General features: G+C 69.1%; 17 protein-coding genes and 4 pseudogenes. 16 read left to right on the top strand and 5 right to left on the bottom strand.

Annotated features, from left to right (window positions below):
- Window positions 1-147: 147 nt before the first annotated feature.
- Window positions 148-1213 (top strand): annotated as a pseudogene (locus tag ACWDUZ_RS34315) (ISAs1 family transposase); the annotation flags it as partial.
- 271 nt (window positions 1214-1484) lie between these two features.
- Here ACWDUZ_RS34315 and ACWDUZ_RS34310 read toward each other — a convergent pair.
- Window positions 1485-1871, bottom strand: coding sequence for a DUF6640 family protein (locus tag ACWDUZ_RS34310; RefSeq protein WP_451635727.1), 387 nt, complete (start codon window positions 1869-1871; stop codon window positions 1485-1487).
- A gap of 236 nt (window positions 1872-2107) precedes the next feature.
- Entirely contained in the window at window positions 2108-2950 is an 843-nt protein-coding gene (locus tag ACWDUZ_RS34305; RefSeq protein ID WP_451635726.1) for an NmrA family NAD(P)-binding protein, read from the bottom strand.
- A gap of 139 nt (window positions 2951-3089) precedes the next feature.
- On the opposite strand from ACWDUZ_RS34305, the pseudogene ACWDUZ_RS34300 reads away from it, so the two are divergent.
- From ACWDUZ_RS34300 to ACWDUZ_RS34280, 5 genes and pseudogenes are all read left to right on the top strand, one after another.
- Window positions 3090-3614: pseudogene (locus ACWDUZ_RS34300) on the top strand (ISAs1 family transposase); the annotation flags it as partial.
- Window positions 3615-3652: 38 nt separating this feature from the next.
- Complete coding sequence (locus ACWDUZ_RS34295) at window positions 3653-3850, top strand: fumarylacetoacetate hydrolase family protein (RefSeq protein WP_451635725.1); 198 nt, start codon at window positions 3653-3655, stop codon at window positions 3848-3850.
- 110 nt (window positions 3851-3960) lie between these two features.
- On the top strand, window positions 3961-4389 hold the full coding sequence (locus ACWDUZ_RS34290) for a nuclear transport factor 2 family protein (RefSeq protein ID WP_451635724.1): 429 nt from the start codon (window positions 3961-3963) through the stop codon (window positions 4387-4389).
- A gap of 49 nt (window positions 4390-4438) precedes the next feature.
- Complete coding sequence (locus ACWDUZ_RS34285) at window positions 4439-4657, top strand: SDR family NAD(P)-dependent oxidoreductase (RefSeq protein ID WP_451635723.1); 219 nt, start codon at window positions 4439-4441, stop codon at window positions 4655-4657.
- Window positions 4658-4696: 39 nt separating this feature from the next.
- On the top strand, window positions 4697-4906 hold the full coding sequence (locus ACWDUZ_RS34280) for a hypothetical protein (RefSeq protein ID WP_451635737.1): 210 nt from the start codon (window positions 4697-4699) through the stop codon (window positions 4904-4906).
- Here the strand turns inward: ACWDUZ_RS34280 and ACWDUZ_RS34275 are convergent.
- The 3 genes and pseudogenes from ACWDUZ_RS34275 to ACWDUZ_RS34265 all read right to left on the bottom strand — a co-directional run.
- Window positions 4816-5288, bottom strand: a pseudogene (locus ACWDUZ_RS34275) (IS701 family transposase); the annotation flags it as partial. The gene ACWDUZ_RS34280 and the pseudogene ACWDUZ_RS34275 overlap by 91 nt on opposite strands.
- Before the next feature lie 448 nt (window positions 5289-5736).
- A pseudogene (locus ACWDUZ_RS34270) lies at window positions 5737-5880 on the bottom strand (IS256 family transposase); the annotation flags it as partial.
- Between the two features lie 66 nt (window positions 5881-5946).
- On the bottom strand, window positions 5947-7596 hold the full coding sequence (locus tag ACWDUZ_RS34265; protein ID WP_451635722.1) for a PucR family transcriptional regulator: 1650 nt from the start codon (window positions 7594-7596) through the stop codon (window positions 5947-5949).
- A 220-nt stretch (window positions 7597-7816) separates the two neighbouring features.
- Here ACWDUZ_RS34265 and ACWDUZ_RS34260 point away from each other — a divergent pair, with 220 nt between their 5' ends.
- The 10 genes from ACWDUZ_RS34260 to ACWDUZ_RS34215 all read left to right on the top strand — a co-directional run bounded on the left by ACWDUZ_RS34260 (window position 7817) and on the right by ACWDUZ_RS34215 (window position 23454).
- The gene (locus ACWDUZ_RS34260) at window positions 7817-9403 is read left to right on the top strand and encodes an amidohydrolase family protein (protein ID WP_451635721.1); all 1587 of its coding nucleotides are present in this window, start codon (window positions 7817-7819) and stop codon (window positions 9401-9403) included.
- Complete coding sequence (locus ACWDUZ_RS34255; protein WP_451635720.1) at window positions 9400-10566, top strand: M20 family metallopeptidase; 1167 nt, start codon at window positions 9400-9402, stop codon at window positions 10564-10566. Before ACWDUZ_RS34260 ends, ACWDUZ_RS34255 begins: the two co-directional genes overlap by 4 nt.
- A 92-nt stretch (window positions 10567-10658) precedes the next feature.
- Complete coding sequence (locus tag ACWDUZ_RS34250; RefSeq protein ID WP_451635719.1) at window positions 10659-11495, top strand: GNAT family N-acetyltransferase; 837 nt, start codon at window positions 10659-10661, stop codon at window positions 11493-11495.
- Between the two features lie 13 nt (window positions 11496-11508).
- Complete coding sequence (gene menC / locus ACWDUZ_RS34245) at window positions 11509-12615, top strand: o-succinylbenzoate synthase (protein WP_451635718.1); 1107 nt, start codon at window positions 11509-11511, stop codon at window positions 12613-12615.
- Window positions 12616-13230: 615 nt separating this feature from the next.
- Window positions 13231-14121 carry a serine hydrolase gene (locus ACWDUZ_RS34240; protein ID WP_451635717.1) on the top strand — a complete coding sequence of 297 codons (891 nt, stop codon included), beginning with the start codon at window positions 13231-13233 and terminating at the stop codon, window positions 14119-14121.
- A gap of 397 nt (window positions 14122-14518) precedes the next feature.
- A complete protein-coding gene (locus ACWDUZ_RS34235) occupies window positions 14519-16168 on the top strand; it encodes an ABC transporter substrate-binding protein (RefSeq protein ID WP_451635716.1) in 1650 nt (549 codons plus the stop codon).
- Complete coding sequence (locus ACWDUZ_RS34230; RefSeq protein ID WP_451635715.1) at window positions 16168-17160, top strand: ABC transporter permease; 993 nt, start codon at window positions 16168-16170, stop codon at window positions 17158-17160. Before ACWDUZ_RS34235 ends, ACWDUZ_RS34230 begins: the two co-directional genes overlap by 1 nt.
- The gene (locus ACWDUZ_RS34225; RefSeq protein ID WP_451635714.1) at window positions 17160-19106 is read left to right on the top strand and encodes a dipeptide/oligopeptide/nickel ABC transporter permease/ATP-binding protein; all 1947 of its coding nucleotides are present in this window, start codon (window positions 17160-17162) and stop codon (window positions 19104-19106) included. The genes ACWDUZ_RS34230 and ACWDUZ_RS34225 overlap by 1 nt, the downstream gene beginning before the upstream one ends.
- A complete protein-coding gene (locus ACWDUZ_RS34220) occupies window positions 19103-20092 on the top strand; it encodes an ABC transporter ATP-binding protein (RefSeq protein ID WP_451635713.1) in 990 nt (329 codons plus the stop codon). The genes ACWDUZ_RS34225 and ACWDUZ_RS34220 overlap by 4 nt, the downstream gene beginning before the upstream one ends.
- Window positions 20089-23454 (top strand): serine hydrolase, encoded by a 3366-nt coding sequence (locus ACWDUZ_RS34215; protein WP_451635712.1) that lies wholly within the window; start codon window positions 20089-20091, stop codon window positions 23452-23454. The genes ACWDUZ_RS34220 and ACWDUZ_RS34215 overlap by 4 nt, the downstream gene beginning before the upstream one ends.
- Window positions 23455-23725: the final 271 nt, after the last annotated feature.

Below are 23725 nucleotides of genomic sequence, written 5' to 3'. Positions count from 1 at the left end.
CTCCCCGCCTTCAGAGACAGGGCCCCGGCGTTTGCATGGATCGCTCCGGCCTGGCCTGGTTGATCATGCTGGCGGGCCCCGGAAGCAGATAAACGCGGCACCTGTGGATCATGGAGTTCTCCACGCTGCAAGATCCACGAAGGTGCCGTGTTGGTTCCTCCATCATTTCCTGCCGTCGTTCCCGTCTCTGCGGCGCCCCGCCTGGAGGCGCTCGGCTCGGATGCCGTGCGAGACCAAGTCCGCGGCCTGGTTGCCGAGTTCGAGTCGGTCACCGATCCTCGCGGGGCGTGCGGGGTGCGCTACCGGGTCTCCTCGCTGCTGGCCTTGGTGGTCTGTGCGATGACCCCGGCGGGCCATGACTCCATCACCGCGGCGGCGGAGTGGTGCAGACGCGCCGTGCCGGAGGAACTGGCCGCTTTCGGTCTGCCCTGGCATCCCGTTGCTCGGCCGCTACCGGATTCCGAGCGAGAAGACCTTGCGCACCGTTCTGGGGCGGCTCGATCCCGGTGAGGTCAGCGCGGCCGGCTACGACCACCTGCGGCCCCTGCTGTCCACGGTGTCCCACTCTTCCGAGCCGCTCATGCCCGACGGCGGCATCGAACGCGAACAGCGCCGCGTCCACCGGGCGGCCGCCCGCGCCGAACCGGTGCGCTTCCGGCGCCGGGCCATCGCGGTGGACGGCACGTGCCTGCGCAGTGCGAAGCGCCCGGACGCCAGCCAGGTCATGGGTGCTCTTTGCCGTCCGGCACGGCGACGGCATCACCCTCGCCTCCCGCGAGATCGGCGCGAAGACCAACGAAATCCCCGAGTGCCGACCCCTGCTCGACCAGCTCGACGACGCCGGTCTCAAGGGGGCCGTCGTCACCGCCGACGCCCTCCACGCCCCACGCGATCACGCCACCTGCCTGCACGAACGCGGCGCCCACTACCTGCTGGCCATCAAGAACAACCAGCGCAACCAGGCCCGTCAACTCCACGCCCGGCCCTGGAAGGAGATCCCCGTCATCCACCCCTGACGACGCCCGCGGCCACGGCCGCCACGAACAGCGGCTCGTCCAGGTCGTCACTGTCAAGGGCCTGCTCTTCCCCCACGCGGCCCAGGTCCTTGCGCATCCAGCGCAGACGCCTCTACGGAGCGAAGAAGTGGTCCAGTGAGACCGTCTATGCCATCACCGACCTGCCCGCCGAGGAGGCGAGTGCGGCCGAGATCGCTCGTCCAGCGGCGGACGCACCACGGATCCGGGTGGGCCGGCTCCTGGACGACGTGGCCGATCGCGAGAAGGTCTTCGTGTATCCGGCTGCCGCGCTCGACGGCATGACGGTGCGCCCCACTGCCCGGTGGACAACGACTTGTCGGTGCAGATCGACGCCAACTGACCCGGCCACCAGGCCGACGGTGCTGTGCGCGCGCTCAGCGGGGTGGATGAAGGGCGGATAACCGCATCGGCGGTGCCGGCCCCGCGGGGGCCGGCACCACCGGGACATCATTCAGCAGGCAGTTTCGCGGTACGCGTGCGTTCCAGGACATAGCCGAGTCCGATGAGTGCCAAGGACGGCAGTGCGAACTTTCCTTGGGGGAACTTGGCGGTGTCGGGCGGATCAACGGCGGCGGAGCCGGGGTAGGCGAGAGCGGAGATCTGGGTGATCCAGTAGAGGCTCGCACAGATCGCCGCGCTGTCGAGTCCTTCGCGGGTGGGTCCTTGTGCGGCCGGCCTCTTCCACAGGTGGTGGAGAGTTGTCGCGGCCAGAGACAGTCCGAGACTCATGGTCTGGGCGTTGTGGAACTTGGCGTGGGGCGGCCAGTCGGGGTTGTGGATGTGGGTCTTGTTCCAGTCGGCGATGTAGGGGCCGATGGCTGTGGTGAGGGCCACGGCAGAGATGAGGAGCCGACCGGCCCCGAAGTGTTTGCGTACATTCATGGCATCGTCGCTTTCCGCTCTCGGGAGTTCTGGCGTAGGCAGGAGGTCGCGTTGCTCCAGCGACGATTCCGAGCGTCGTCGGTCTCGCCGTACCGGGTTGGCGCCGGTGAGGTCAGCCGGTGAAGTCAGCCGGGGCGGTCCGGTGCAGCGGACGATGCGGCCCGGTGGGTGTCCCGACCGATGGCGCTTCAGGAGAACGCGGCCGTGTGATCGGTGATGAACTGCTGGTAAGTGCGGGCCTGCCGGCCAAGGACCGCCAGCACGTCATCGGACAGCCAGGCCCCCTCGCCCTCGGCGATCAGGCTGACCGCGTGGGCGTTCATCGCGGCTATCGGCTCCGGCACTCCGACGCTCACCATCGCTTGCTTATCCTCTTCGGCTGTGCGCTCGTCGAAGGCGACGGGGCGGCCGAGCACCGTTGTCAGCGTTGCCGCCACATCGGCGTAGGAAAGCAGTTCGGGCCCGGTGAGCAGGTATGTCCTGCTGATGTGAGGACCGGGGGAGGAAGCGATCTCCGCAGCCACTGCTGCGACGTCACGGGCATCGACGAAACCGACCTGCCCGGCACCGGCGGAGGACCCGAAACGGCCGGTCCGTGAAATGGCGGGTGCCAGCATGAGGAGGTTCTGCATATAGAAGTTGCTGCGCAGGAGGGTGTGGCCCAGCCCTGAGGCGATCAGACCGTTTTCGATTTCGACCTGTCCGCGTTGCCTGGCGATCGGTGACTCTGCCGATGCCTTGCTGGTGACCTTCACGACGTGGGCGACGTCGGCGCGGGTGGCGCTGGCGACCACGTTCAGTTCCTGCTCCGGTACAGCAGGGCTGACAAGCACCACGCTCGTCACGTTCCGCATGGCCGCGTCGATGGACGCCGGAACGTTGAGGTCACCTTCGGCCACGTCTACTCCGACCCGCTTCAGCGCGGCCGCCTTCGCCGGGTCTCGGGCCAGTACCCGAACGGCCTCGCCCCGCTCCGCGAGCAGACGCGCTGCTTCGGAGCCCACTTTGCCGGGTGTCGTGATGAGGATCATTGTCAGCACTTTCCTTCGACGGGTCGCTTCGTCCGCAGAGACGGACACGGGCCCTATGTTGGGGGCTCCAACGTTGGCTGGATCAACATAAGGCCTTATTGTTGGTGTGTCCAACGGATGGAATCGCGGGATGACGGCGCTCATGCCCGACGGCGGCATCGAACGCGAACAGCGCCGCGTCCACCGGGCGGCCGCCCGCGCCGAACCGGTGCGCTCCCGGTGCCGGCCATCGCGGTGGACGGCACGTGCCTGCGCAGTGCGAAGCGCCCGGACGCCAGCCAGGTTTTCGTGCTCTTTGCCGTCCGGCACGGCGACGGCATCACCCTCGCCTCCCGCGAGATCGGCGCGAAGACCAACGAAATCCCCGAGTGCCGACTGCTGCTCGATCAACTCGACGACGCCGGTCTCAAGGGGGCCGTCGTCACCGCCGACGCCCTCCACGCCCCACGCGATCACGCCACCTGCCTGCACGAACGCGGCGCCCACTACCTGCTGGCCATCAAGAACAACCAGCGCAACCAGGCCCGTCAACTCCACGTCCGGCCCTGGAAGGAGATCCCCGTCATCCACCGCTGACGACGCCCGCGGCCACGGCCGCCACGAACAGCGGCTCGTCCAGGTCGTCACTGTCAACGGCCTGCTCTTCCCCCACGCGGCCCAGGTGGCCGGGACATCCGCCTGGTGCATCCCGCGCACACCACGATGGACTGCGGCCACCCTGGCGACGTGATCTTGACCGGCACCCCGGGCGGCGTGGGGGTCTCGAGTGGTCGGTTCCTGCGAGCCGGTCAAGTCGTCGAGGTCGAACTCGAAGGCGTAGGCGTGCTGCGCAATCGCGTGGTTACGGCTACAACGGCGACGACATCCCCCCTCCGGCACAATGCGGGGAACCACTCTTAAGCAGAGACGGTGCGCCGGCCAGCTCCGTTGCTCGCCAATGTGCTGGGCAATCACCTCGATCCAATAGCACCTCATCGACACACCACACACGACAAGGACGACATAGGCCAATGAGCTACCGCACCGTAATTGAAAACGTCTACAACCGCCTCGCCGAGGGCGACTTCAAGCCGATTTTCGATATCCTCTCCGCCGATGCGCAGTGGATCGAGGCCGAGAACATTCCCCATTCGCCGGGAAATCCGCTGGTAGGCCACGACGCAGTGCAGAGGACCGTCTTCGACGAACTTGCAAAGGACTTCGCGGATTTCCACATCAACGTCAGTCGCATCGTTGCAGGTGGGACGACCGTTCTGGTCGAGGGGCGCTACGTCGGCACCACAAAAGCCGGAAAGGACATCGACGCAATCTTCGCGCACGTGTGGGACTTCGACGGAGACATGATCGTGCGATTCCAGCAGTACAGCGACACGTGGCAGTGGCGTCGTGTCCTCGGTGGACGCCTGACAGTCGGCTCTACGCGCGCCGAGCACGGCTGAACAGACCGTCCGCGCATACAGCCGCAGGGTCCGAGAAGGAGGAGCGATCATGGACTTGAAACTGGTAGGCAAGAGGGCCCTGATAACCGGCGGGAGCCGGGGGCTGGGGTTTGCCGTCGCAAGGGAACTCGGCGCCGAAGGGACCCGTGTTGCGCTTCTCGCACGGGACGCCGCCGCCGTTGAGGCTGCTGCCTCTCAGCTTCGCGCTCTGGGCCACGACGCCATCGGCGTGGTGGCTGAGGTTCCCCCGAGATGCGGGAAGTGGTGACAGAGGGTCAGATGGGTTTTTGCGAGAGGAGCCCAGACGATGCCTGCACCGAGGAAGTACCCGCTGGAGTTGCGTGAGCGTGCGGTCCGGATGTATCGGACCGCCGAGCCGAAGCCCGTGATCCGCCGCATGGCCGAGGAACTCGGTGTGCACCACGACGCGGCGCGGCAGCGGTCGCGGTCATCGGTCCAAGACTTGGGCAGATACAACTCCCGGTCCACCAGGGCGCGTCCGCGTGTGGTGGCGTAGGCGGCGAATACTCCGATCTGGCAGTTTTCGGTGCGGCCGGCGGTGCCGGAGTACTGGCGCTGCACGCCGGCCGAGGTGGTGCCCTTCTTGAGGAAGCCGGTGTCGTCGAGGATGAGAATTCCATCGGGCTCGCCGAGCCGTTCGGCTACGTAGTGCTGGAGGTCGTCGCGGAGCTCGTCGGCGTCCCAGCGGGCGCCGTTGAGGAGCCGTTGGAGACGGTCGGGTGTGGGATGTCCGGCGTATTCGGCCAGCTGCCAGCGTTTTTTCGGCCGACCGGGCCCAGCAGTCCCCGGATGTAGTCACGCATCCTGCGGCGCGGCTCGACGCGCCTGAAGCGGTGGCCGGTACGCAGGAACAGTTCCTCGAGTTCGTCGTTCCAGATCTCAACTGCACGCTCGTCGATCACGCCCGGAGGCTGCCCAGATCGCTGCCACTATCAGCGGCGGCTGCACACGATCGAGGGGCGGTCCGGGAAAGAGAACACGGGCCCGGAATCAGCCCACTACACTCACCCAAACCGCCCCTGAACAGGGAAAACGTCAAAGTGCTGCTGGAGTATTAGGGGCCCCTTACGGTACGCCCTGTTCGCGCCATCGACGGTATTCGTGATTCGAATACATGCGATGAGGATTGTGAATGGCTTTTCTTCGAGCGTTGGAGTGTCTTGTCGCGGTCGCCAGACTCCCCCTCTCTGTCAGGCTTGGGTGAGACTCCTGATTCGGCGGGCCGGCCTGAGTGGGCGTTAACCTCGATCTTTCGTGAGGGTCCGCCGACGGAGTCGGTGGACCCTTTCGCTTTCCGGAGCTGATGGCGGGCAGGCCGGCGGTATCGAAGGCGTTCAACACGGTCTTCCAACGCATGGTCCAGCGGGCCTGGCCCTTGCCGGTGGGGTCGAGCGACATGATCGCCATGTAGACGCGCTTCAGGGCGGCCTGCTCGTTCGGGAAGTGCCCGCGGGCCTTGACCGCTCGCCGGAGCAGCCCTCAACAGCATCACGCTTCCGAAATCAGTGACTCTCGGCACGCACCTCCGCGGTCCACTCAGCCCACGGCGAGCGCCCCCGACCCGCCGGCCGACTCGATGAGCCGCAACTGGAGCATGGCCGCGAACCGCTGCGCGGGGTCGTCCAAGTCCAGCCCGCTCACCTCCACGACGCGGCGTATGCGGTACCGGAAGGTGTTCTGGTGCACGAACATACGCGCCGACGCCTCGATCACATCCCCGAACGCATCCAGCCAGGCCCGCAGCGTCGCCACCAACTGCGAGTTGTGCTTCGTGTCGTACGCGACCAGACGCGCGATCGGGGCTGACAACTCGTCGCCGTGCGCCTGGGCTAGATCACGCATCTCCAGCAGCAATGCATCGACGTGTACATCGGCGATCGAGGCAATCTTGCGGCCACTGCGCTCGTGTGACAGCACTCGCAGCACTCGGTCCGCGTTCGTACGTGACCTGGCCAGGGCGGCAGGCTCCTGCGCTACCGACCCCACCCCCAGCAACACCTCGTGCCCGCCCACGCGGTGCAGGAAGTCAGTCCCGACCTGCATCGGCCTCTCGTGCGCCACGGCGGAGTCACTTCCTGTCGGCATGATCGCGTAAGCCACGTCCCCCAAGAGCGCCACCGCTGACCGGGGCTGGACCGCCGTCAGATGGACACCCAACGCGCTGGCCAACCGTTGCCGCTCGGCGGTCATGACGGCATGGTCGCTGTCCTCGTGCGAGGCCAGCGCGAGCGCCATCACCAGCGTCGGCTCCTGCGCGAGACCGAGCCGACGCAACGCCTCCGCCGCGCCGGCGCCTCCCTCCAGTGCGGTCGTCACCAGATCGGCCCGCAACCGGTTCTCGGCGTCGGCGCCCGCACGGGCCCGCAGCATGTGCAAGGCGACCAGCTTGGCGGCCTCCTTGAACGCCTCTTCCCGTTCCGGGCTCAACGGTTCGGCGACCGCCGCCCACATCGAACCGAGTAGTTCGTCCCCGGCCCTGACCGCGACCGCCACCCGGGGCAGTGCCGTCTCGCCCTCCTTGATCGTCGCCGGAGTGATGTGAACCAGTTCCGAACTGCGGTAGAGCTGCCGGAACACCCCCCGGCTCTCCAAAATCCGCACGTACCCGTCCGGCACCTGACGGGCGAGGATAGCGGCCACCCGAGAGGCGTCCGCCTCGTCCTGGCGGCCCGAGAACGCAAGAATCCGCTGACATCGGTCTTCGATCGTGATCGGCGCGTCAAGGAGCGTCGAGATCGCGTTGGCCAGGGCGAACAGGTCACCCGACGGCATCCCGCCCAGCGTCTTCTCGCTCGCCTCCCCGACATCTCCTTCCGCCAGCAGCATCCGTAGCATCGCGGCCAGTTGCGCCCACGACGCTCCCCGGGTCAGCGCGAGCAGCGCCACCCCCGTTTCGGCCACGACCCTGCCGAGCTCTTCCGCCTCGGCGACCGGGGCCCGCACCACCAGGGCGGCGGCGCGCTTCGTGGCCAGCAGCCGCAGCAGCCGCTCGATCTCCTCGCGGGCCTGTACCGACACGCCGAGTACGATCGCCCGCTCGGGAAAGACCTGCTCATCATGTGGGTCGAAGATCGCGACTCCGCCGATCTCGGGCACGGCCTCCACATCGCCGTGGACAAGGTTCAGCAGGGTCCGGCCGAAGTCGTCCAAGACCCGGCCCAGACTGTGGGCGGGATACATCGACATGTGTGGGATCACCTCCGCACACTAGTGCGGACATTCCGGTGCCTGGCCCGTGCCTGCAAAAGATGAGCCTTGATCTCACATGGCGGTCCGCCGCCGGAGCCGGTGGACCGTTTCGCCTTCTGTGTTGATGGCGGACATGCCGAGGGGTGGCGAACTGCGGGTCAGCCGCCGTCCGGGAGGAGAGTGAGCCCTTGCGGGCCGTCGGGGTTCGTCCGTGCGCATGGACAGGCAGCTGCGGATTCGTCGTCTTGGACGAACAGTGGGTCCGACTCCTCTCCTAGGGTCGCACTGGAGCTCAGCGGTTCCGTGCGTCATCGAGGGAGACGAACGCATGCAAACACTTTTGCGTGGTGGCCGTGTCATTGATCCGGGTACCGGATTCGATGCTGTGGCCGACGTGCTCGTGTCCGACGGCGTGGTCAGCGCCGTCGCCGTCGGGCTCGACGCGCCGCCGGGATGCACGGTACTCGACGTGCCCGGGCTGGTCGTCGGTCCGGGGTTCGTCGACCTGCACAGTCATGTGCACTCGATGGCTGGGCAGCGGCTGCAGGCCATGGACGGCGTGACGACGGCGCTCGACCTGGAAGCGGGGCTCATGCCGATCGGGCGGGCGTACGCCGAGGCCGCCGCGGCGGGGCGTCCGCTGAACTACGGCTTCTCGGCCTCGTGGGGTGCTGCCCGGGCGCAGGTGCTCGCCGGTATCCGGCCCGACGCGCGCGTGGCGAGCGTCCTGGCGGTGCTGGGAAACCCCTCGTGGCAACGTTCCTCTTCCGATCGTGAACTCGCCGAGTGGCTGGGTTTGATCGAGGGCGAGCTGGCCGCGGGAGCACTCGGCATCGGAGTTCTCCTCGGATACGCGCCCTACAGTGAGCCTGCCGAGTTCCTCGCTGTCGCCCGGCTTGCCGCGAAGGCCGGCGTGCCGACGTACACACACGTCCGCGAGCTGGTCGAGGTGGACCGCGGCACGCCGGCGGACGGCTCCGAAGAGATCGTCACAGCGGCGGCCGAGACTGGCGCCGCGATGCACCACTGCCACGTCAACAGCACTTCGGGCCACCACATCGACCGGGTCCTCGGGGCGTTGGACAGCTCACGGCGAGCGGGATCCCGCGTGACCGTCGAGGCATACCCGTACGGGGCGGGCAGCACGGCGATCGGAGCTGCCTTCCTCGACGCCGAGCGGCTGCGGATGAAGGGCCTGTCCCCGTCGAGCGTCGTGATGCTCGAGTCGGGGGAGCGCATTGCTGATGAAGGCCGCCTGCGGCAATTGCGCAGCAGTGACCCCGGGGCGCCCTGCATTCTGGAGTTCCTCGACGAGGGCGACCCGCGCCAGCTGGCGATGCTGCACCAGGCGCTCGCCTTCCCGGACGCGATCGTAGCCAGTGACGCGATGCCCGTCCTCTGGCGTGACGGCAGCGATGACAGCACCCGATGGCCGCTGCCGCCCGGGGGGACGACACACCCGCGCACAGCGGGGACGTTCGCCAAGACCTTGCGCGTGATGGTGCGGGAAAGTGGCGTCTGGGACTGGATGGAGGCGTTCCGGCGGTGTTCCCACCTGCCCGCCAGGGTCCTCGACGAGGTGGCGCCGGGTGCCCGGGCGAAGGGACATCTCGGGGTCGGTGCGGACGCCGACATCGTGGTCCTCGACCCCACGACGATCAGCGATGCGGCCACCTACTTCGACTCCGTCCGGCCGTCGGTCGGCGTGCGACACCTGTTCGTCGGAGGTGTTCCGGTGGTCAGTGGGGGAGAGCTGCAGGTCGACGCGCTCCCGGGCCAGCCGCTGCGGGGCGAGGCGCGATGACCGCGACACACGCCGGCGTGCCGGTACGGGAACTGCTCGCGGACATCGAAACCCTGGTGCGGTGCGAGTCGCCGTCGTCCGACCACCAAGCCGTCGCCCGCAGCGCGGACGCCGTGACCGAGTTGGGGCGCAGGCTGCTCGGTGCCGAACCGGACCGCGTCGTGGTCGACGGGGCGACGCACCTGCGGTGGCGGTTCGGTGAGGCGCCGCGGGTCCTGCTGCTCGGGCACCACGACACGGTGTGGCCCGCGGGATCCCTGAAGACCCATCCGTATTCCGTCCGGGACGGAGTGCTGCGCGGGCCCGGCTGCTTCGACATGAAGGCGGGCATCGTGATGGCACTGCACGCCGCGGCGGCCGCCAAGAGCCGGGCGGGCCTTTCGATCCTGATCACAGGGGACGAGGAGATCGGCTCTCCGTCGTCGAGGAGCCTGATCGAGGAAGAGGCCCGCGGCTGCGACGCGGTGTTCGTACTGGAGGCGTCAGCCGACGGCGGAGCGCTGAAGTGCCGCCGCAAAGGCGTGTCCTTGTATCGGATCGACGTGGACGGCCGGGCCGCGCACGCCGGGCTCGAATCGGAGAAGGGGGTGAACGCCGGGGTGGAGCTCGCCCATCAGATCCTCGCCGTGGCCGGTCTCGCCGACGTGGAACGCGGCACGACCGTGGTGCCGACCGTGCTCTCCGCCGGCACCACGGCCAACACCGTCCCCGCCACCGCAAGCGTGGCGGTCGACGTCAGAGTGTGGGACGCGGCGGAGCAGCAGCGGGTCGACCGTGCCATGCGAGACCTCCGACCGGTACTGGCAGACGCGCGGATCCGCGTCTCGGGCGGCGTCAACCGCCCGCCGCTGCAGGCGGATGCGTCCTCGCCGCTCTTCGACCTCGCAACCTCGCTGGCGGCAAAGCTCGGCCTTGGCCCGCTCACCGCCGCCGCCGTCGGCGGAGCGTCGGACGGGAACTACACCGCGGGCATGGGGATCCCCACCCTGGACGGCCTCGGCGCCGTGGGTGGCGGGGCACACGCGGACGACGAACACGTCATCGTCGCCGAACTGCCACGGCGCACCGCGTTGCTCACCGCACTGATCGACGCCGTACAGGTGAGGAGAACTCCGTGCGGTACGGCGAACGAGGCGGCCGATTCGTATGCGCCGCACCTGTGACGCCGTCCGCTGGGCCCGGAAAGGACGCTCCCGTGAAAGATCTTGCAAGGAATGCACCCGGCCTGGTTTCCGAGGCAGCCAGAGCAGCCGCCGTGGCAGCCGCGACCTCGGCTGCCGCCGCGGCGAAGGTGGAGATCAGGGACATGGTCGACGTTTCCGACCTGGCCGAGGCCTCCCGGCTCTTCGCCTCGATCTGGCAGCCAGGCCCTGGTGCCCGGCCGGTGACGACGGAGCTGCTGCGGGCCATGGCGACGACGGGCAACTATGTCGCGGGCGCATACGCAGAGGGAGAACTTCTGGGAGCCTGCATCGGCTTCTTCGCCGGCCCGGACAAGGCGGGCCTGCACAGCCACATCGCCGGGGTTGCGCCCCGCGGGCTGGGGAGGGGGATCGGGTTCGCCCTCAAACTGCACCAGCGCGCCTGGGCGTTGCTCCAGGACGTCTCGCTGGTCACCTGGACGTTCGATCCCTTGGTGCGGCGCAACGCGCATTTCAATCTGGCCAAGCTCGGAGCCCACCCGGTGCTGTATCTGCCCGACTTCTACGGGCCGATGAGCGACGGCATCAACGGACTGGGCGACACCGACCGGCTGAAGGTCGGCTGGGACCTCACCAGCCCTGCCGTGTCTGCTGCTTTGTGCGGTGTGCCCGTCCGCGTCGACGCCGCTGCGCTGAGGGAGCGCGGCGCGGTCCTGGCGCTGTCGGCCACCCCCGAGGGAAGGCCGCTGACCGGACCGACTGACGGCGACGTCGTACTGGTCGCCGTGCCGCCCGACATCGAAACACTCCGGCGCAGGGACCCGGAGCAGAGCCAGGCATGGCGGCTGGCGCTGCGGGAGGTCTTGGGGGAGCTGATGGCGGAGGGAGCCAGAGTCGTCGGATTCGATCGGGCCGGCTGGTACGTGGTCGCCAAGGAACAGTCCTCGTGAAGGAGCAGTCTTCGTGAAACTCGATGGTGTGGAACTTCTGCGTGTCCGGATGCCGTTGGTCGCGCCGTTCCGGACGTCGTTCGGCACGCAGAACGTACGTGAACTGCTGCTCGTACGCGTCGTCACGCCGACAGCCGAAGGCTGGGGCGAGTGCGTCGCGATGGGACAGCCGGTCTACTCCTCCGAGTACGTCGAGGGGGCCGAGCGCGTACTGCGTGACTTCCTGGTGCCGGCCCTGCGGGGCGCCGGCGAGATCACCGCGAGCAAGGTCACGCCCCTGCTGTCCAAGTACAAGGGGCACCGGATGGCGAAGGCCGCTTTGGAGATGGCCGTCCTCGACGCCGAACTTCGCACGCATGACGTGTCCTTCGCCACCGCGCTCGGGTCAACCCGTGACTCCGTGCCCTGCGGGGTCTCGGTCGGCATCATGGACTCCGTTCCGCAACTTCTGGACGTCGTCGGCGGCTATCTCGACGACGGCTACGTGCGGATCAAGTTGAAGATCGAACCCGGTTGGGACGTCGAGCCGGTCCGGGCGGTGCGGGAGCGCTTCGGCGACGACCTGATGTTGCAGGTCGATGCCAACACTGCCTACTCCCTGTCCGATGCGCCCCAACTCGCCCGTCTCGACCCGTTCGAGCTGCTCCTCATCGAACAACCGCTGGAGGAGGAGGACCTCCTCGGCCACGCCGAGCTGGCCCGTCGCATCAGTACGCCGGTCTGCCTCGACGAGTCCATCGTGTCCGCGCGGTCGGCCGCCGACGCGATCACTCTCGGCGCGTGCAGCATCGTCAACATCAAGCCCGGCCGGGTGGGTGGTTACCTTGAGGCGCGGCGGGTCCACGACGTCTGCGTCGCTCACGGGGTCCCCGTGTGGTGCGGCGGCATGATCGAGACCGGGCTCGGGCGGGCGGCCAACGTCGCTCTCGCATCGCTGCCGGGGTTCACGATGCCCGGCGACACCTCGGCGTCGGACCGGTTCTATCGGACCGACATCACCGAGCCGTTCGTCCTCCAGGAGGGCCGCCTGCCGGTGCCCCAGGGACCGGGCCTCGGCGTCGCCCCGATCCCCGAGTTGCTGGCGGCGGTCTCCGCCTCGAAGGTGTGGCTCGGTTCATAGCATCGGCCACGATGGCGCAGAGCACTCTTCGTCCGGTCACCGGTTCACCACGACCGCGGAGCTCGGCGGCTGTCGACGGGTCCGGCGTCGACCTGCTCGGACTCGCCCGGGGCGCCTCATGGTCGCAGATCGGCGCTCGCGGTGCGAAGGGGACGATCCGCGGTCGTCCAGGTCCTGCCCTTGGCCGGCGGCGCGGACGCCGCCCGCTCTACGCAGGACGGTGTACCCGGGCTCGTGGACGCCTCCGAGCCCAGCCGCTCGCGCCACGGCGCGGACCGGGCGCCGGGGGTGCTGACAACGGGGAGAAACCGCCCGGTAGCCCCGGCGGAGAGGATGTCCACTTCGATCCACGCATGGACCCCGCCGATCTGACCGCCTTGCGCTGGACCACCGCGACCGACCCGTCACGGCTGCTTGACTGCGGCACCGTGCACCGGTCGCAGCTCGTCCACACGCCGCGACGCCGGATGGACGTGGGGTTTCGGTCTCCTCGTCGTCACCACCCTGCTCACCGCGGTGATCGTGCCTGGGGTTCCCTAACGCGCCGCGCAATTCATCTTCCCTGCGGCCGGCAAGAAGCAGACAGCCATACCTGACGGACAGGAGAGTTCAACCATGGTTACCGAATCCGAGCTGGCCGAGGTGATCAACTCTCGCGCGGCAGAGTCCGGTGTCCGGGTCTGGCTGCATGCTGCCGACCTGGACGGCTCCCGGCAAGTAGGCATCGACTCCACAGAGCCGGTGGTCACCGCATCCGTGTTCAAGGTTCCCGTCGCACTCGAACTCGCTCGGCAGGCGGCTGTCGGTGACCTCGATCTCGCCGAGCGGGTCGTGGTGGCACCGGGAGATCCGAGCGCCGGCTCGTACGGCCTTGCGACGTTTCGCCAAGAGGTCACCATCTCCTGGCACGACTTGGCCGTATTGATGATCGGTGTCAGCGACAACATCGCCACCGACCTGATCCTCGGGAGGGTGGGGAAGGCCGCCGTCGCCGAGTCGCTGCAGCGGCTGAATCTCCCGCACACGGCCGTCCCGCACGACTGCGCGGAGCTGTTGCGCACGATCGGGGAGGACCTTGGGATCGATTATCAGGACGACGAGCGGATCCTGGCGACGTTGCCGGCCGACCGGTTCGCCAAGCTGCGCGCGTTGATTCCCGAAGAGACCTGCCGGAGCACCGCCGAGGAGAGCACCCGCTTGCTGGGCTTGATCTGGCGTGACGAGGCCGCACCCGCAGTGGCCTGCGCTGACGTCAGGCGCTGGATGGAGCTGCAGGTGTGGCCGCACAGGCTGCGCTCCGGCTTCGGTGACGAGGCCAAGGTCAGCGGCAAGACCGGAACACTTCCTTCGGTGCGCAACGAGATCGGGGTGGTGGAGCACCCCGACGGCGGCCGGTACGCGGTGGCCGTTTTCACCAAGGCTGTCGACACTCGTTCGAGAGTTCCCGAGCGTGACGCCTTCATCGGGTTCGCGGCTGCCCAGGCGGTGGACTGGCTTCGGCAGTGACCGCCGACCGGCGGCGGTTTCGTCAGCCGCCATGAAGGTCGCATCCGCTGGCTCTTCTACGTCCGGCCGGCTCCGTCGTCGGAGGACCCTGAAGATCTGGCGGCAGATGTTGCGTTTTAGGCATCGCAGCACGTCGCGGGGTTCTTGTCCTCCCCACGCCCACGTGGGCCCCCGACACCTTCAGGTGCCGACCGCAGCACGACGCGGGAGTCGTGCTGTGACTCCGGCTGGCTCTCCACCACGGTGAGTGAGGACGGCGCGGGACGCGACGACGGAGAGCTGTTCGTCCGCGGCTACCGAACACGGGCCGAAGGTGTGTGGAGCCCGACGAATCGGCGGTCGGCGCCTGATGTTCATGATGAGCCCTCACAGACGACGCAGCGATACGGAGGTACCGATGGCGGAGAGAACCGCGTCGTGGGCGGTCACAGAGGAGCGCACCTGGACATCGAGGCGGCGCAAGCGGACGGCGCTGATCACGATGCTCGGCGTGATGGCGCTGACAGTGAGTGCGTGCGGCGGAGGGTCCGTCGGGAATCGGTCCGCGGACGGGCGACTGGTGGAAGGCAAGACCTTCACACAGGCGATCGCCTCCGACCCCGGCAGCCTCGACCCGCACATGACGGCCCTCACGGTCGCCATCCAGACCGATCGCTACCTCTACGACTCGCTGCTCAACCTCAACTCCGCCGGAGAGCCGGAGGCGGGACTGGCGGAGAAATGGCACGCCACGACCACGAAGGCCACCTTCACCCTGCGAAGCGGGATCACTTGTGCCGACGGCTCGCCGCTGACGGCATCGGACGTCGCGGCGAACATCAACTTCGTGGGTGACCCGGCGAACAAATCCCCGCTCGCGGGGTTTGCCGTCGCTCCGCGAACGAAGGCGACCGGCGACAACGCGAACCGTACCGTCACTCTCACCAGCGGCGCTCCGGACGCGTTCCTGCTGCGCGACGTGGGCAGCCTGCCGATCGTGTGCGCCGCGGGCCTGCGGAACCGGTCGCTGCTCGCCAAGGGCAAAGCGGGCACCGGCATGTTCACCCTCACCGATGCTGTGCCCGGCGACCACTACACACTCACCCGGCGCAAGGACTACACGTGGGGGCCGGGGAAGTGGAAGGCGAAGCAGCCGGGGCTGCCCACCAAGGTGGTCGTGAAGGTGATTCCGAACCAGACGACCTCGGCGAACCTGCTTCTGTCGGGCCGCCTCAACGCCGCATCGATCTCCAGCCCCGACAAGCGGCGGCTCTCCGCCAAGAAGCTGTTCCACGCCGACGACCTCTCCCCGCTGGGGGAGTTGTTCTTCAATGAGGCCCCCGGCCGGGCCGGCCAGGACGAGAAGGTCCGCCGCGCCCTGGTTCAGGCGCTCGACCTGGCGCAGCTCGGAAAGGTGCTCACCAGCGGCACCGGCGCGGCGGCCAAAGGAATGATCACGATCCGGCCCGAGGCATGTACGGGCGACAGCGTGACGGGCCATCTGCCGGCGCACGACCTCGCCGCGGCGAAGAAGGCGCTGGACGCGGCGGGTTGGCGGGTGGGCCCGGACGGCGTGCGCATCAAGAAGGGCAAGCGCCTCGCCCTCACCGCGGTCTACCCGACGCAACTGGGGTCGACCATGGCCTCCACCGCCGAACTGGCGCAGCAGGTCTGGAAGGGCATCGGCGTCGACGTCACACTGAAGGGCGTCGACAGCCCCGGGATCAATCAGGTGCTGTTCAGCACCGGCGTGTGGGACATCTCCATGATCCCGTTCGGGTTCGGGCTGCCGAGCCAGGCCGTGCCGTTCGTGTCGGGGGAGGCACCGCCGAAGGGCACCAACTTCGGCCACATCGCGAACGCCGACTACGCCGCGCAGGTGCGCAAGGCGGCGGCGCTGGCCGGCAAAGCCAGCTGTCCCACGTGGCTCGGGGCCGAGACGTCGCTGATCGAACACGTCGACGTCGTGCCCTATTTCAACTCGGTCAGGCCGTTCTTCGGCAGTGGCGCGCGGTTCGAGCTCAGTGTGGGTTCGATCAGTCCGTCGTCGATCCGGATGTACGGCTGATGGCCGCCTCGGCCGCGGCTCCTGCCTCGACAGCCGGAGTCCGGGGCGGCCCGTGGCTGTCGTTCGCACGCCGCAGGCTGCGGCGGTTCCTCGTTTCGCTGTGGGTGCTGGTGACCATGGCGTTCCTGATGATCCATATGGTCCCGGGGGACCCGGTCCGGGCGGCGCTGGGTATGACCGCGCCCACCGAGCTGGTCAACGCCCGTCGCCAGTCTCTGGGCCTGAACGACCCGCTCTGGGTTCAGTACGGTCACTATCTCGGCGGCCTGTTCACCGGCGACCTCGGGATATCCATGACGAGCAACCAGCCGGTGTCGCAGGTGATCGGTGACCGCCTGCCCGCGACCCTCGAGCTGGCCGTGGCGGCGTTCGCGGTGGTCCTCGTCGTGGCGATCCCGCTCGGTGTGTTGTTCGCGGTGCTGACCAGGGGTGGTCGGCGGCGAGGCGGTGAGCTTGCGTTCACCTCGCTGAGCGTGCTCCTGGCCGCTGTCCCGGAGTTCCTGGTCGCGGTGGGCCTCGTGACGGTCTTCGCCGTGCGTCTTGGCTGGTTTCCAGTGGCCGGGAGGGGCGGCACGGGCGCGTTGGTGCTGCCGGTGGCCGCACTGGCGATCGGCCCGGCCGCGGTGCTGGCGCGGGTCGTGCGGGTGGAGTTGCTGTCGGTGCTGGGCAACGAGTTCGTCCGCACCGCACGGGCGAAACGGCTGCCCGCCCGGTTGGTGTACGTCCGGCACGCGCTGCCGAACGCGCTGACCGCCACGTTGACGCTGAGCGGGCTGATGCTGACGGCGATGGTCTCCGGGACCGTACTGGTGGAGAACGTCTTCGCCTGGCCCGGTCTCGGCTCGACGATCGTGCAGTCGATCATGGTGAAGGACTACCCGACGGTGCAGGGCATTGTGCTCGTCTACGGCCTCGGAGTCCTTCTGGTGAACTTGGCGGTCGACGCGCTGCTGGCCCGGCTCGACCCACGCTCCACGGTCCGGGAGAACTGATGACGACGACATCGAAGCTGAGAAGGCGCGCCTCGGCCTGGTCGACGGTCGTGCGTACCCCGCTGGGGGCATGCTCCGCGGCCCTGCTGCTCACGCTGGTGGCACTCGCCGTCCTGGGACCGGTGCTGTGGGGCGGGCAAGCCGCCGCAGTCGACACGAACGCCATCGCCCAGGGTCCGTCCGGGGCGCATGTGCTGGGCACCGACTCTCTTGGCCGCGACATTCTCTACCGGACGCTTGTGGCCACCCGGTTCTCGACCGAGCTGGCGGTGATCGCGACGGCTGTCGGCGTTGCGGTCGGCCTCGTGCTGGGCATCTTGCCATCGGTGCTCCCGCGCTGGGCCGGCAGACTGGTGATCTCCGCAGTGGACATCGCGGTGGCGTTCCCCGGACTGCTGCTGGCATTGTTCTTCGCGGTCATCTTCGGCGCGGGTACCCGCGGCGCGGTGCTGGCGATCGCGTTCGCGACGGCACCCGGGTTCGCGCGGCTGGTGCGAACGCTCGCCGCTTCGGTGGTGGGCCGCGACGTCGTGTCGGCGGCGCGGGTCGCCGGCGTCGGCAGGACCCGATTGCTGGCCCGACACGTGCTCCCCAACATCGGGGAGCCCCTGGTGGTGAACGTGACCATCAGCGCGGGCGTGGCCCTGCTCGCATTCGCCTCGCTCTCGTTCCTCGGCATCGGCGTACAGGCCCCCGACTACGACTGGGGGCGGCTCCTCGGTGAGGGACTGGACGGCATCTATGTGAACCCGGCCGCGGCACTCGCTCCCGGGGTGGCGGTGGTGCTTGCCGGGTTGGCGTTCAACCTGTTCGGTGAGACCGTCGCCGCGGTGGTCGGCGTGCGCATCCCGCCCGCGCGGATTCGCGCCCGGCCGGTGCCGCCGGTCCGTGCCGCACCGGCCGGGGAACCCGGCGAGGAACCGGTGCTGGTGGTGGAGAACCTTCAGGTGGCGTTCCCGCGTGCGGACGGGTGGACGGTGCCGGTCCGAGGGGTGACTTTCACCGTGCACGCCGGCGACATGATCGGCGTGGTCGGGGAGTCCGGGTCGGGCAAGAGCCTGACCGGGCTGGCGGTGTCCAGGCTTGTCGAGAGTCCGGGCGTGGTGAGCGCGGATCGGCTGGAGTTCCTCGGGACTCCGGTGCTGACGACCCCCGAGCGGGAGCTGCGCAAGCTGCTCGGCACGTCGCTGGCCATGGTCTTCCAGGATCCGATGACCTCGTTCAACCCGACCCAGCGGATCGGCCGCCAGCTGGCGGAGGTGTCCGAGCAGCACCACGGGCTCTCCCGGCGCGAAGCGTTCGCCAGGGCCGTGGACCGGTTGGGAGCGGTACGGATCGCCGCCGCGGAACGACGTGCGCGGCAGTACCCGCACGAGTTCTCCGGCGGGATGCGGCAGCGCGCGATGATCGGCATGGGTCTGATGGGCGAGCCGAAGCTGATCGTCGCGGACGAGCCGACGACGGCGTTGGACGTCACCGTCCAACGTCAGGTGCTGGGCCTGCTGGCCCGAACCAGGGAGAGCGAGAAGGCGGCGATCCTCCTCATCAGTCACGACATCGCGGTCATCTCGCAGACCTGCGACCGGGTGCTGGTCATGTACGCCGGGCGAGTCGTGGAGGAGCTGCCCACCGCCGATCTGGCGTCCGCGTCGCGACATCCGTACACCCGGGCATTGTTGGCCGCGACGCTGGCGCTGGACACCGATCGTGACGAGCCGCTGGCGGTCATCCCCGGCCGGCCGCCCGAACCGGATCAGGTGCCCGTGGGGTGCGCGTTCGCCGCCCGCTGCCCGCGGGCCACGGACCGGTGCCTGGCCGAGGACCCGGTGCCGGAGCGGGTCGGACGGGCGCACCGGGTCGCCTGCTGGCATCCGTACGAAGAGACCGGGTCCGAGACCGGGTCCGAGACCGGCTGGGAAACCGCCGCTGCTGGAGGTGCCGAATGACCGAGTTGGTGTTCGACGCAGTGAGCGTGCGTTACGGCGGGCGGCGCGCCGGTCTGACCGCTGTCGACCAGGTCAGCCTGACCGTCCCGGCCGGTCAGGTGGTCGGGCTGGTCGGGGAGTCGGGGTCGGGCAAGTCGACACTGGCACGGGCCGCGGTGGGGCTGGTGCCGGTCAGCGCGGGCCGCGTCCTGCTCGGCGGAGTGGACGTGCGGCGCCTGCCTCGACGACGTCCCCTGCAGATGGTGTTCCAGGACCCCTACTCCTCGTTGAACCCGCGGATGAGTATCGGTGAGTCCATCACCGAGGCCATGCCGCGGGATGCCTTCGGCGGGGCGGCGGCCAGACGCGCCGAGGTGGCCAGGCTGCTGGAACTTGTCAATCTGGACCCGGGCCGGGCGGACATGCTGCCGAAGCACCTGTCCGGCGGGCAGCGGCAACGTGTCGCGCTGGCCCGCGCGCTGGCCGGCCGACCGAAGGTGCTGATCGCCGACGAGATCACCTCCGCGCTCGACGTGTCGGTGCAGGGTGCTGTGCTCAACCTGGTGCGCACAGCACAGCGGCAGCTGGACCTGTCGATGCTCTTCATCTCACACAATCTTGCCGTGGTGCGTTACGTCAGCGATGTGATCGCCGTGATGTACCTCGGCCGGATCGTCGAGGTGGGCCCTACCGAGTCGGTTCTCACCGACCCGCAGCACCCCTACACGCGCGACCTGCTCGCTGCCGCGCCGTCCGCCGGCGCCGCCCTGTTCGACGGTCCGGGTGAGCTCGGTGACATCGAACCGGCGGACCCGCTCCACCCGCCCACCGGCTGCCGCTATCACCCCCGGTGCCCGATCGGTCCGCTCGCTCACGCGGAGCGCACCGTCTGCCTCAGCTCGGACCCGGCCGCTGACGCGGCGAACCGCCGCCACTGGGCGGCCTGCCACTTCACCACGAGCGGCAGCGAACAACCCGCGATCGCCCAAGGACGCACCCTGCGATGACCCGACGCCTTGACATCGAAGACACGTACGAGTTGATGCTTCCGGAGCAGCCGAGTGTCTCGGCGGACGGCAGCCGGATCGTGTACGTGTTGCGTTCCGCCGACCGCGAAGCCGACCGGGACGTACGCTCGCTCTGGCAGGTCGCCACCGCAGACGGCGAGGCACGGCAGCTCACTCAGGGCACCGCCGACACGGCGCCGACGTGGTCACCGGACGGCACACGGATCGCGTTCCTGCGCGCCCGGGACTCGGCCCCGCAGCTGTGGATCCTGCCGGCGACCGGGGGAGAGGCCGAGCAGGTGACCAACCTTCCGCTGGGCGCCGGCGCTCCGGTCTGGAGCCCGGACGGCAGCAAGATCGCCTTTGCCGCGCCGGTCGACCTCGCCGCGGTGGACGGCGAGGACGATGCCGCCCGCGCGCGCCGGACGCATGCCCCAGTGGTGGCGGACCGGCTGGACTTCAAGGCCGACGGCAAGGGGCTGCTGCGTACCGTGCGCGGGCACCTGCACGTCCTCGACGTCGGCGAGCGGGAGATCCGGCAGGTCACGTCGGGGGACTGGCACGCTGGTGATCCCGCCTGGTCACCGGACGGCACCCGGCTGGCATTCCCCGGGACCGCCGGCGCCGATGCCGACCTCACGCTGCGGTCCGCCGCCTACGTTCTCGATCTCTCCGAGCACGCCGCTGAGCCACGGCCGACGGGTTCCGGCGACGGCACGGCCACCACGGTCACCTGGGCCGACGACGGCCGGGCGCTGCTCGTCGTCGGGCGTGCAGACACCGAGGCCGGGCACGCCGGGTTGCTGCTCGTGCCGCTGGACGGCGGTGACACCATCGACCTGACGGCCGCCCTCGACCGGAACGTGATGCCGGGCGCCGCCGGCTACCCCGGCGCGCAGCCGCGGATGACCGAGGACGGCCGTGTGCTGTTCTGCGTCCGAGAGCGCGGCTGCACCCACCTGTACGCAGTCGGTCTCGATGGCGGCGCACCGCGGCCCGTCGTGAGTGGCGAGGGGAACAACGTCGGCGGACTGGACGTCGCGGGGGGTACGGCGGCGATCCTGTACAGCACGCCGACCTCGTTCGGCGAGATCGCGACGGTCGACCTTGTCGACGGAACGGTCGAGGTGCGCACGCGGCACGGCGCCGGCGTCGCCGATGTCGAGCTGTTCCCCCGTCAGGAGCGGGAGTTCAGGATCTCCGACGGCACCGTGGTACACGGCTGGCTGCTGCGCGACCCGGCCAGGACCGGTCCTGCGCCGCTGTTGCTGGACATCCACGGCGGCCCGCACAACGCGTGGAACGGCACGGCCGACGCCACCCATCTCTACCACCAAGTACTCGCCGCGCGCGGCTGGGCGGTGCTTCTGCTCAATCCGCGCGGCAGCGACGGCTACGGCGAGGAGTTCTTCACCGCGGCACTCGGCAAGTGGGGCCAGGGCGACGCCATCGACCTCCTCGAACCGCTCGACCAGCTCATCGCCGAGGGAGTCGCCGACGAGCAGCGGCTGGCTGTGTCCGGCTACAGCTACGGCGGCTTCATGACCTGCTACCTGACCAGCCGCGACAACCGCTTCGCCGCGGCCGTCGCCGGGGGAGTGGTCAGCGACCCGACGAGCATGGCGGGCACGTCCGACGCCGCGCGTTACATCGGGGTCCGCGAACTCGGCGGCGAACCGTGGACGGCAACGGCGCGCTATCCGGCGCAGTCACCGCTCGCCCAGGTCGAGCAGGTGCGCACGCCCACCTTGATCCTGCAGGGCGCCGACGACGTGCGTTGTCCCGTCGGTCAGGCCGAGCAGTGGTTCACAGCGCTACGCCAGCGAGGCGTGCCGACCCGGTTGGTGCTCTACCCCGGCAGTTCGCACCTGTTCATCCTCGACGGCACGGTGTCGCATCGCGTGGATTTCAACCGGCGCCTGGTCGATTGGGTGGAGCGTCACGCGGGTCGACGCGGGAGCGCGACCCGGGCACCCATCGAGGCAGCGCACTGGCAGCGGCGGCTGGCCGAGCTCGCTCGCACACACCGCGTTCCCGGTGCGGTACTGGGCATCCTGCGGCTCGGCGCCGACGGTTCTGACAGCGGCGACGAACTCGTGCGGGTCGGCTACGGCGTCCTGAACAGGAACACCGGCGTCGAGGTCACCGACGACTCGCTGTTCCAGATCGGCTCGATCACCAAGGTGTGGACGACCACGGTGGTGATGCAACTGGTCGACGAGGGCCTGCTCGACCTCGACGCGCCGATCGTGGACGTCCTGCCCGAGCTGCGACTGGCAGACCCGAACGTGGTCAAGGAGCTGACCATGCGGCATCTGCTGACTCACACCAGCGGCATCGACGGCGACGTCTTCACCGACACCGGCCGCGGCGACGACTGTCTGGAGCGTTACGTTGCGCTGCTCGAGGGCGTCGCGCAGAGCCACCCGCTGGGCGCGACCTTCTCGTACTGCAATTCGGGATTCATCCTCGCCGGCCGGGTGATCGAGAAGCTGACCGGCAAGAGCTGGGACGCCGCCCTGCGCGAGCGGCTGTTCACCCCTCTCGGCCTGAACCACACGGTCACGCTTCCGGAGGAGGCCCTGCTGTTCCGCGCCGCGGTCGGGCACCTCCCGTCCGACGGCGAGCCGGAACCCGCCCCCGTCTGGGCGCTGCCGCGTTCGGCAGGGCCGGCCGGTCTGGTCACCGCGGCGACGGCGGACGTCCTCGCCTTCGCCCGGCTGCACCTGACCGGCGGCCTTGCCGCCGGCGGCGAGCGGGTGCTCTCGCAGGCATCGGTGGACGCAATGGCCGACAAACAGGCCGACCTGCCCGACAAGCACGGCCTCGGCCACTCGTGGGGCCTGGGCTGGATACGTTTCGAATGGGACGGCCACCAGGTCATCGGCCACGACGGCAACACGATCGGCCAGAGCGCGTTCCTGCGACTGCTCCCCGAACAGGGCCTGGCGGTGGTGCTGCTCACCAACGGCGGGAGCCCGCGCGACCTGTACCAGACGCTGTACCGGGAGATCTTCGCCGAACTCGCCGGGGTGGCCATGCCGCTCCCGCTCGAGCCTGGCGGTGAACCCCCTGTCGTCGATGCGGAACGGCACATCGGCGTGTATGAGCGGGCGTCGGTGCGTATGGAGATACTTCCCTTCGCGCAAGGGCAGGGCCTGCGCCTCCGCGAGACTTTCTCAGGCCCGATGGGCGAGCTCAGAGAGGAGCCGACCCAGGAGTATGACCTGGTGCCGGTCTCCGACACGCTCTTCGCGCTCCGGGTGCCGGGATCGCAGTTCTGGACGCCGGTGACCTTCTACTCCTTGCCGACCGGAGAGCCCTACCTCTACTTCGGGGCGCGGGCCGCCCCCAAGGTCTGACAGTGATGATTGCTGTGGCTCCGCTCGGCGGTCTGACCCCAGGTCTGACTGACGCTTCGGCTGTCCTTGGCCGGATTCGTCGGCCATCCGGGCCGCGAGCGGCCCAGGCCCTCACCTCCTGCACCACCTCCACCAGCCGGGCGAGCAGGCTCCGCCATGCTGTTTCGCCCTGGTGTTCTGCGGAGCCCACCGAGATGCACGGGCCTCAGGATGGGGAAGGATCCGGGCGAAGGCTCCCCCTGGCGATCCGCCGGCCGTCCTGGCGGAACGA

The organism is Streptomyces sp. NPDC003393 (assembly GCF_053589015.1).
This window is presented reverse-complemented; position numbering and strand designations above follow the sequence as displayed.

What these genes read in the sequence shown, in the direction of transcription:
- ACWDUZ_RS34235 (WP_451635716.1), top strand. Translation starts at nt 14,519, where the DNA reads ATGGCGGAGAGAACCGCGTCGTGGGCGGTCACAGAGGAGCGCACCTGG.
- ACWDUZ_RS34255 (WP_451635720.1), top strand. Translation starts at nt 9,400, where the DNA reads ATGACCGCGACACACGCCGGCGTGCCGGTACGGGAACTGCTCGCGGAC.
- ACWDUZ_RS34295 (WP_451635725.1), top strand. Translation starts at nt 3,653, where the DNA reads ATGGACTGCGGCCACCCTGGCGACGTGATCTTGACCGGCACCCCGGGC.
- ACWDUZ_RS34240 (WP_451635717.1), top strand. Translation starts at nt 13,231, where the DNA reads ATGGTTACCGAATCCGAGCTGGCCGAGGTGATCAACTCTCGCGCGGCA.
- ACWDUZ_RS34220 (WP_451635713.1), top strand. Translation starts at nt 19,103, where the DNA reads ATGACCGAGTTGGTGTTCGACGCAGTGAGCGTGCGTTACGGCGGGCGG.
- ACWDUZ_RS34230 (WP_451635715.1), top strand. Translation starts at nt 16,168, where the DNA reads ATGGCCGCCTCGGCCGCGGCTCCTGCCTCGACAGCCGGAGTCCGGGGC.
- ACWDUZ_RS34305 (WP_451635726.1), bottom strand. Translation starts at nt 2,950, where the DNA reads ATGATCCTCATCACGACACCCGGCAAAGTGGGCTCCGAAGCAGCGCGT.
- ACWDUZ_RS34285 (WP_451635723.1), top strand. Translation starts at nt 4,439, where the DNA reads ATGGACTTGAAACTGGTAGGCAAGAGGGCCCTGATAACCGGCGGGAGC.
- ACWDUZ_RS34280 (WP_451635737.1), top strand. Translation starts at nt 4,697, where the DNA reads ATGCCTGCACCGAGGAAGTACCCGCTGGAGTTGCGTGAGCGTGCGGTC.
- ACWDUZ_RS34265 (WP_451635722.1), bottom strand. Translation starts at nt 7,596, where the DNA reads ATGTCGATGTATCCCGCCCACAGTCTGGGCCGGGTCTTGGACGACTTC.
- ACWDUZ_RS34290 (WP_451635724.1), top strand. Translation starts at nt 3,961, where the DNA reads ATGAGCTACCGCACCGTAATTGAAAACGTCTACAACCGCCTCGCCGAG.
- ACWDUZ_RS34215 (WP_451635712.1), top strand. Translation starts at nt 20,089, where the DNA reads ATGACCCGACGCCTTGACATCGAAGACACGTACGAGTTGATGCTTCCG.
- ACWDUZ_RS34225 (WP_451635714.1), top strand. Translation starts at nt 17,160, where the DNA reads ATGACGACGACATCGAAGCTGAGAAGGCGCGCCTCGGCCTGGTCGACG.
- ACWDUZ_RS34260 (WP_451635721.1), top strand. Translation starts at nt 7,817, where the DNA reads ATGGACAGGCAGCTGCGGATTCGTCGTCTTGGACGAACAGTGGGTCCG.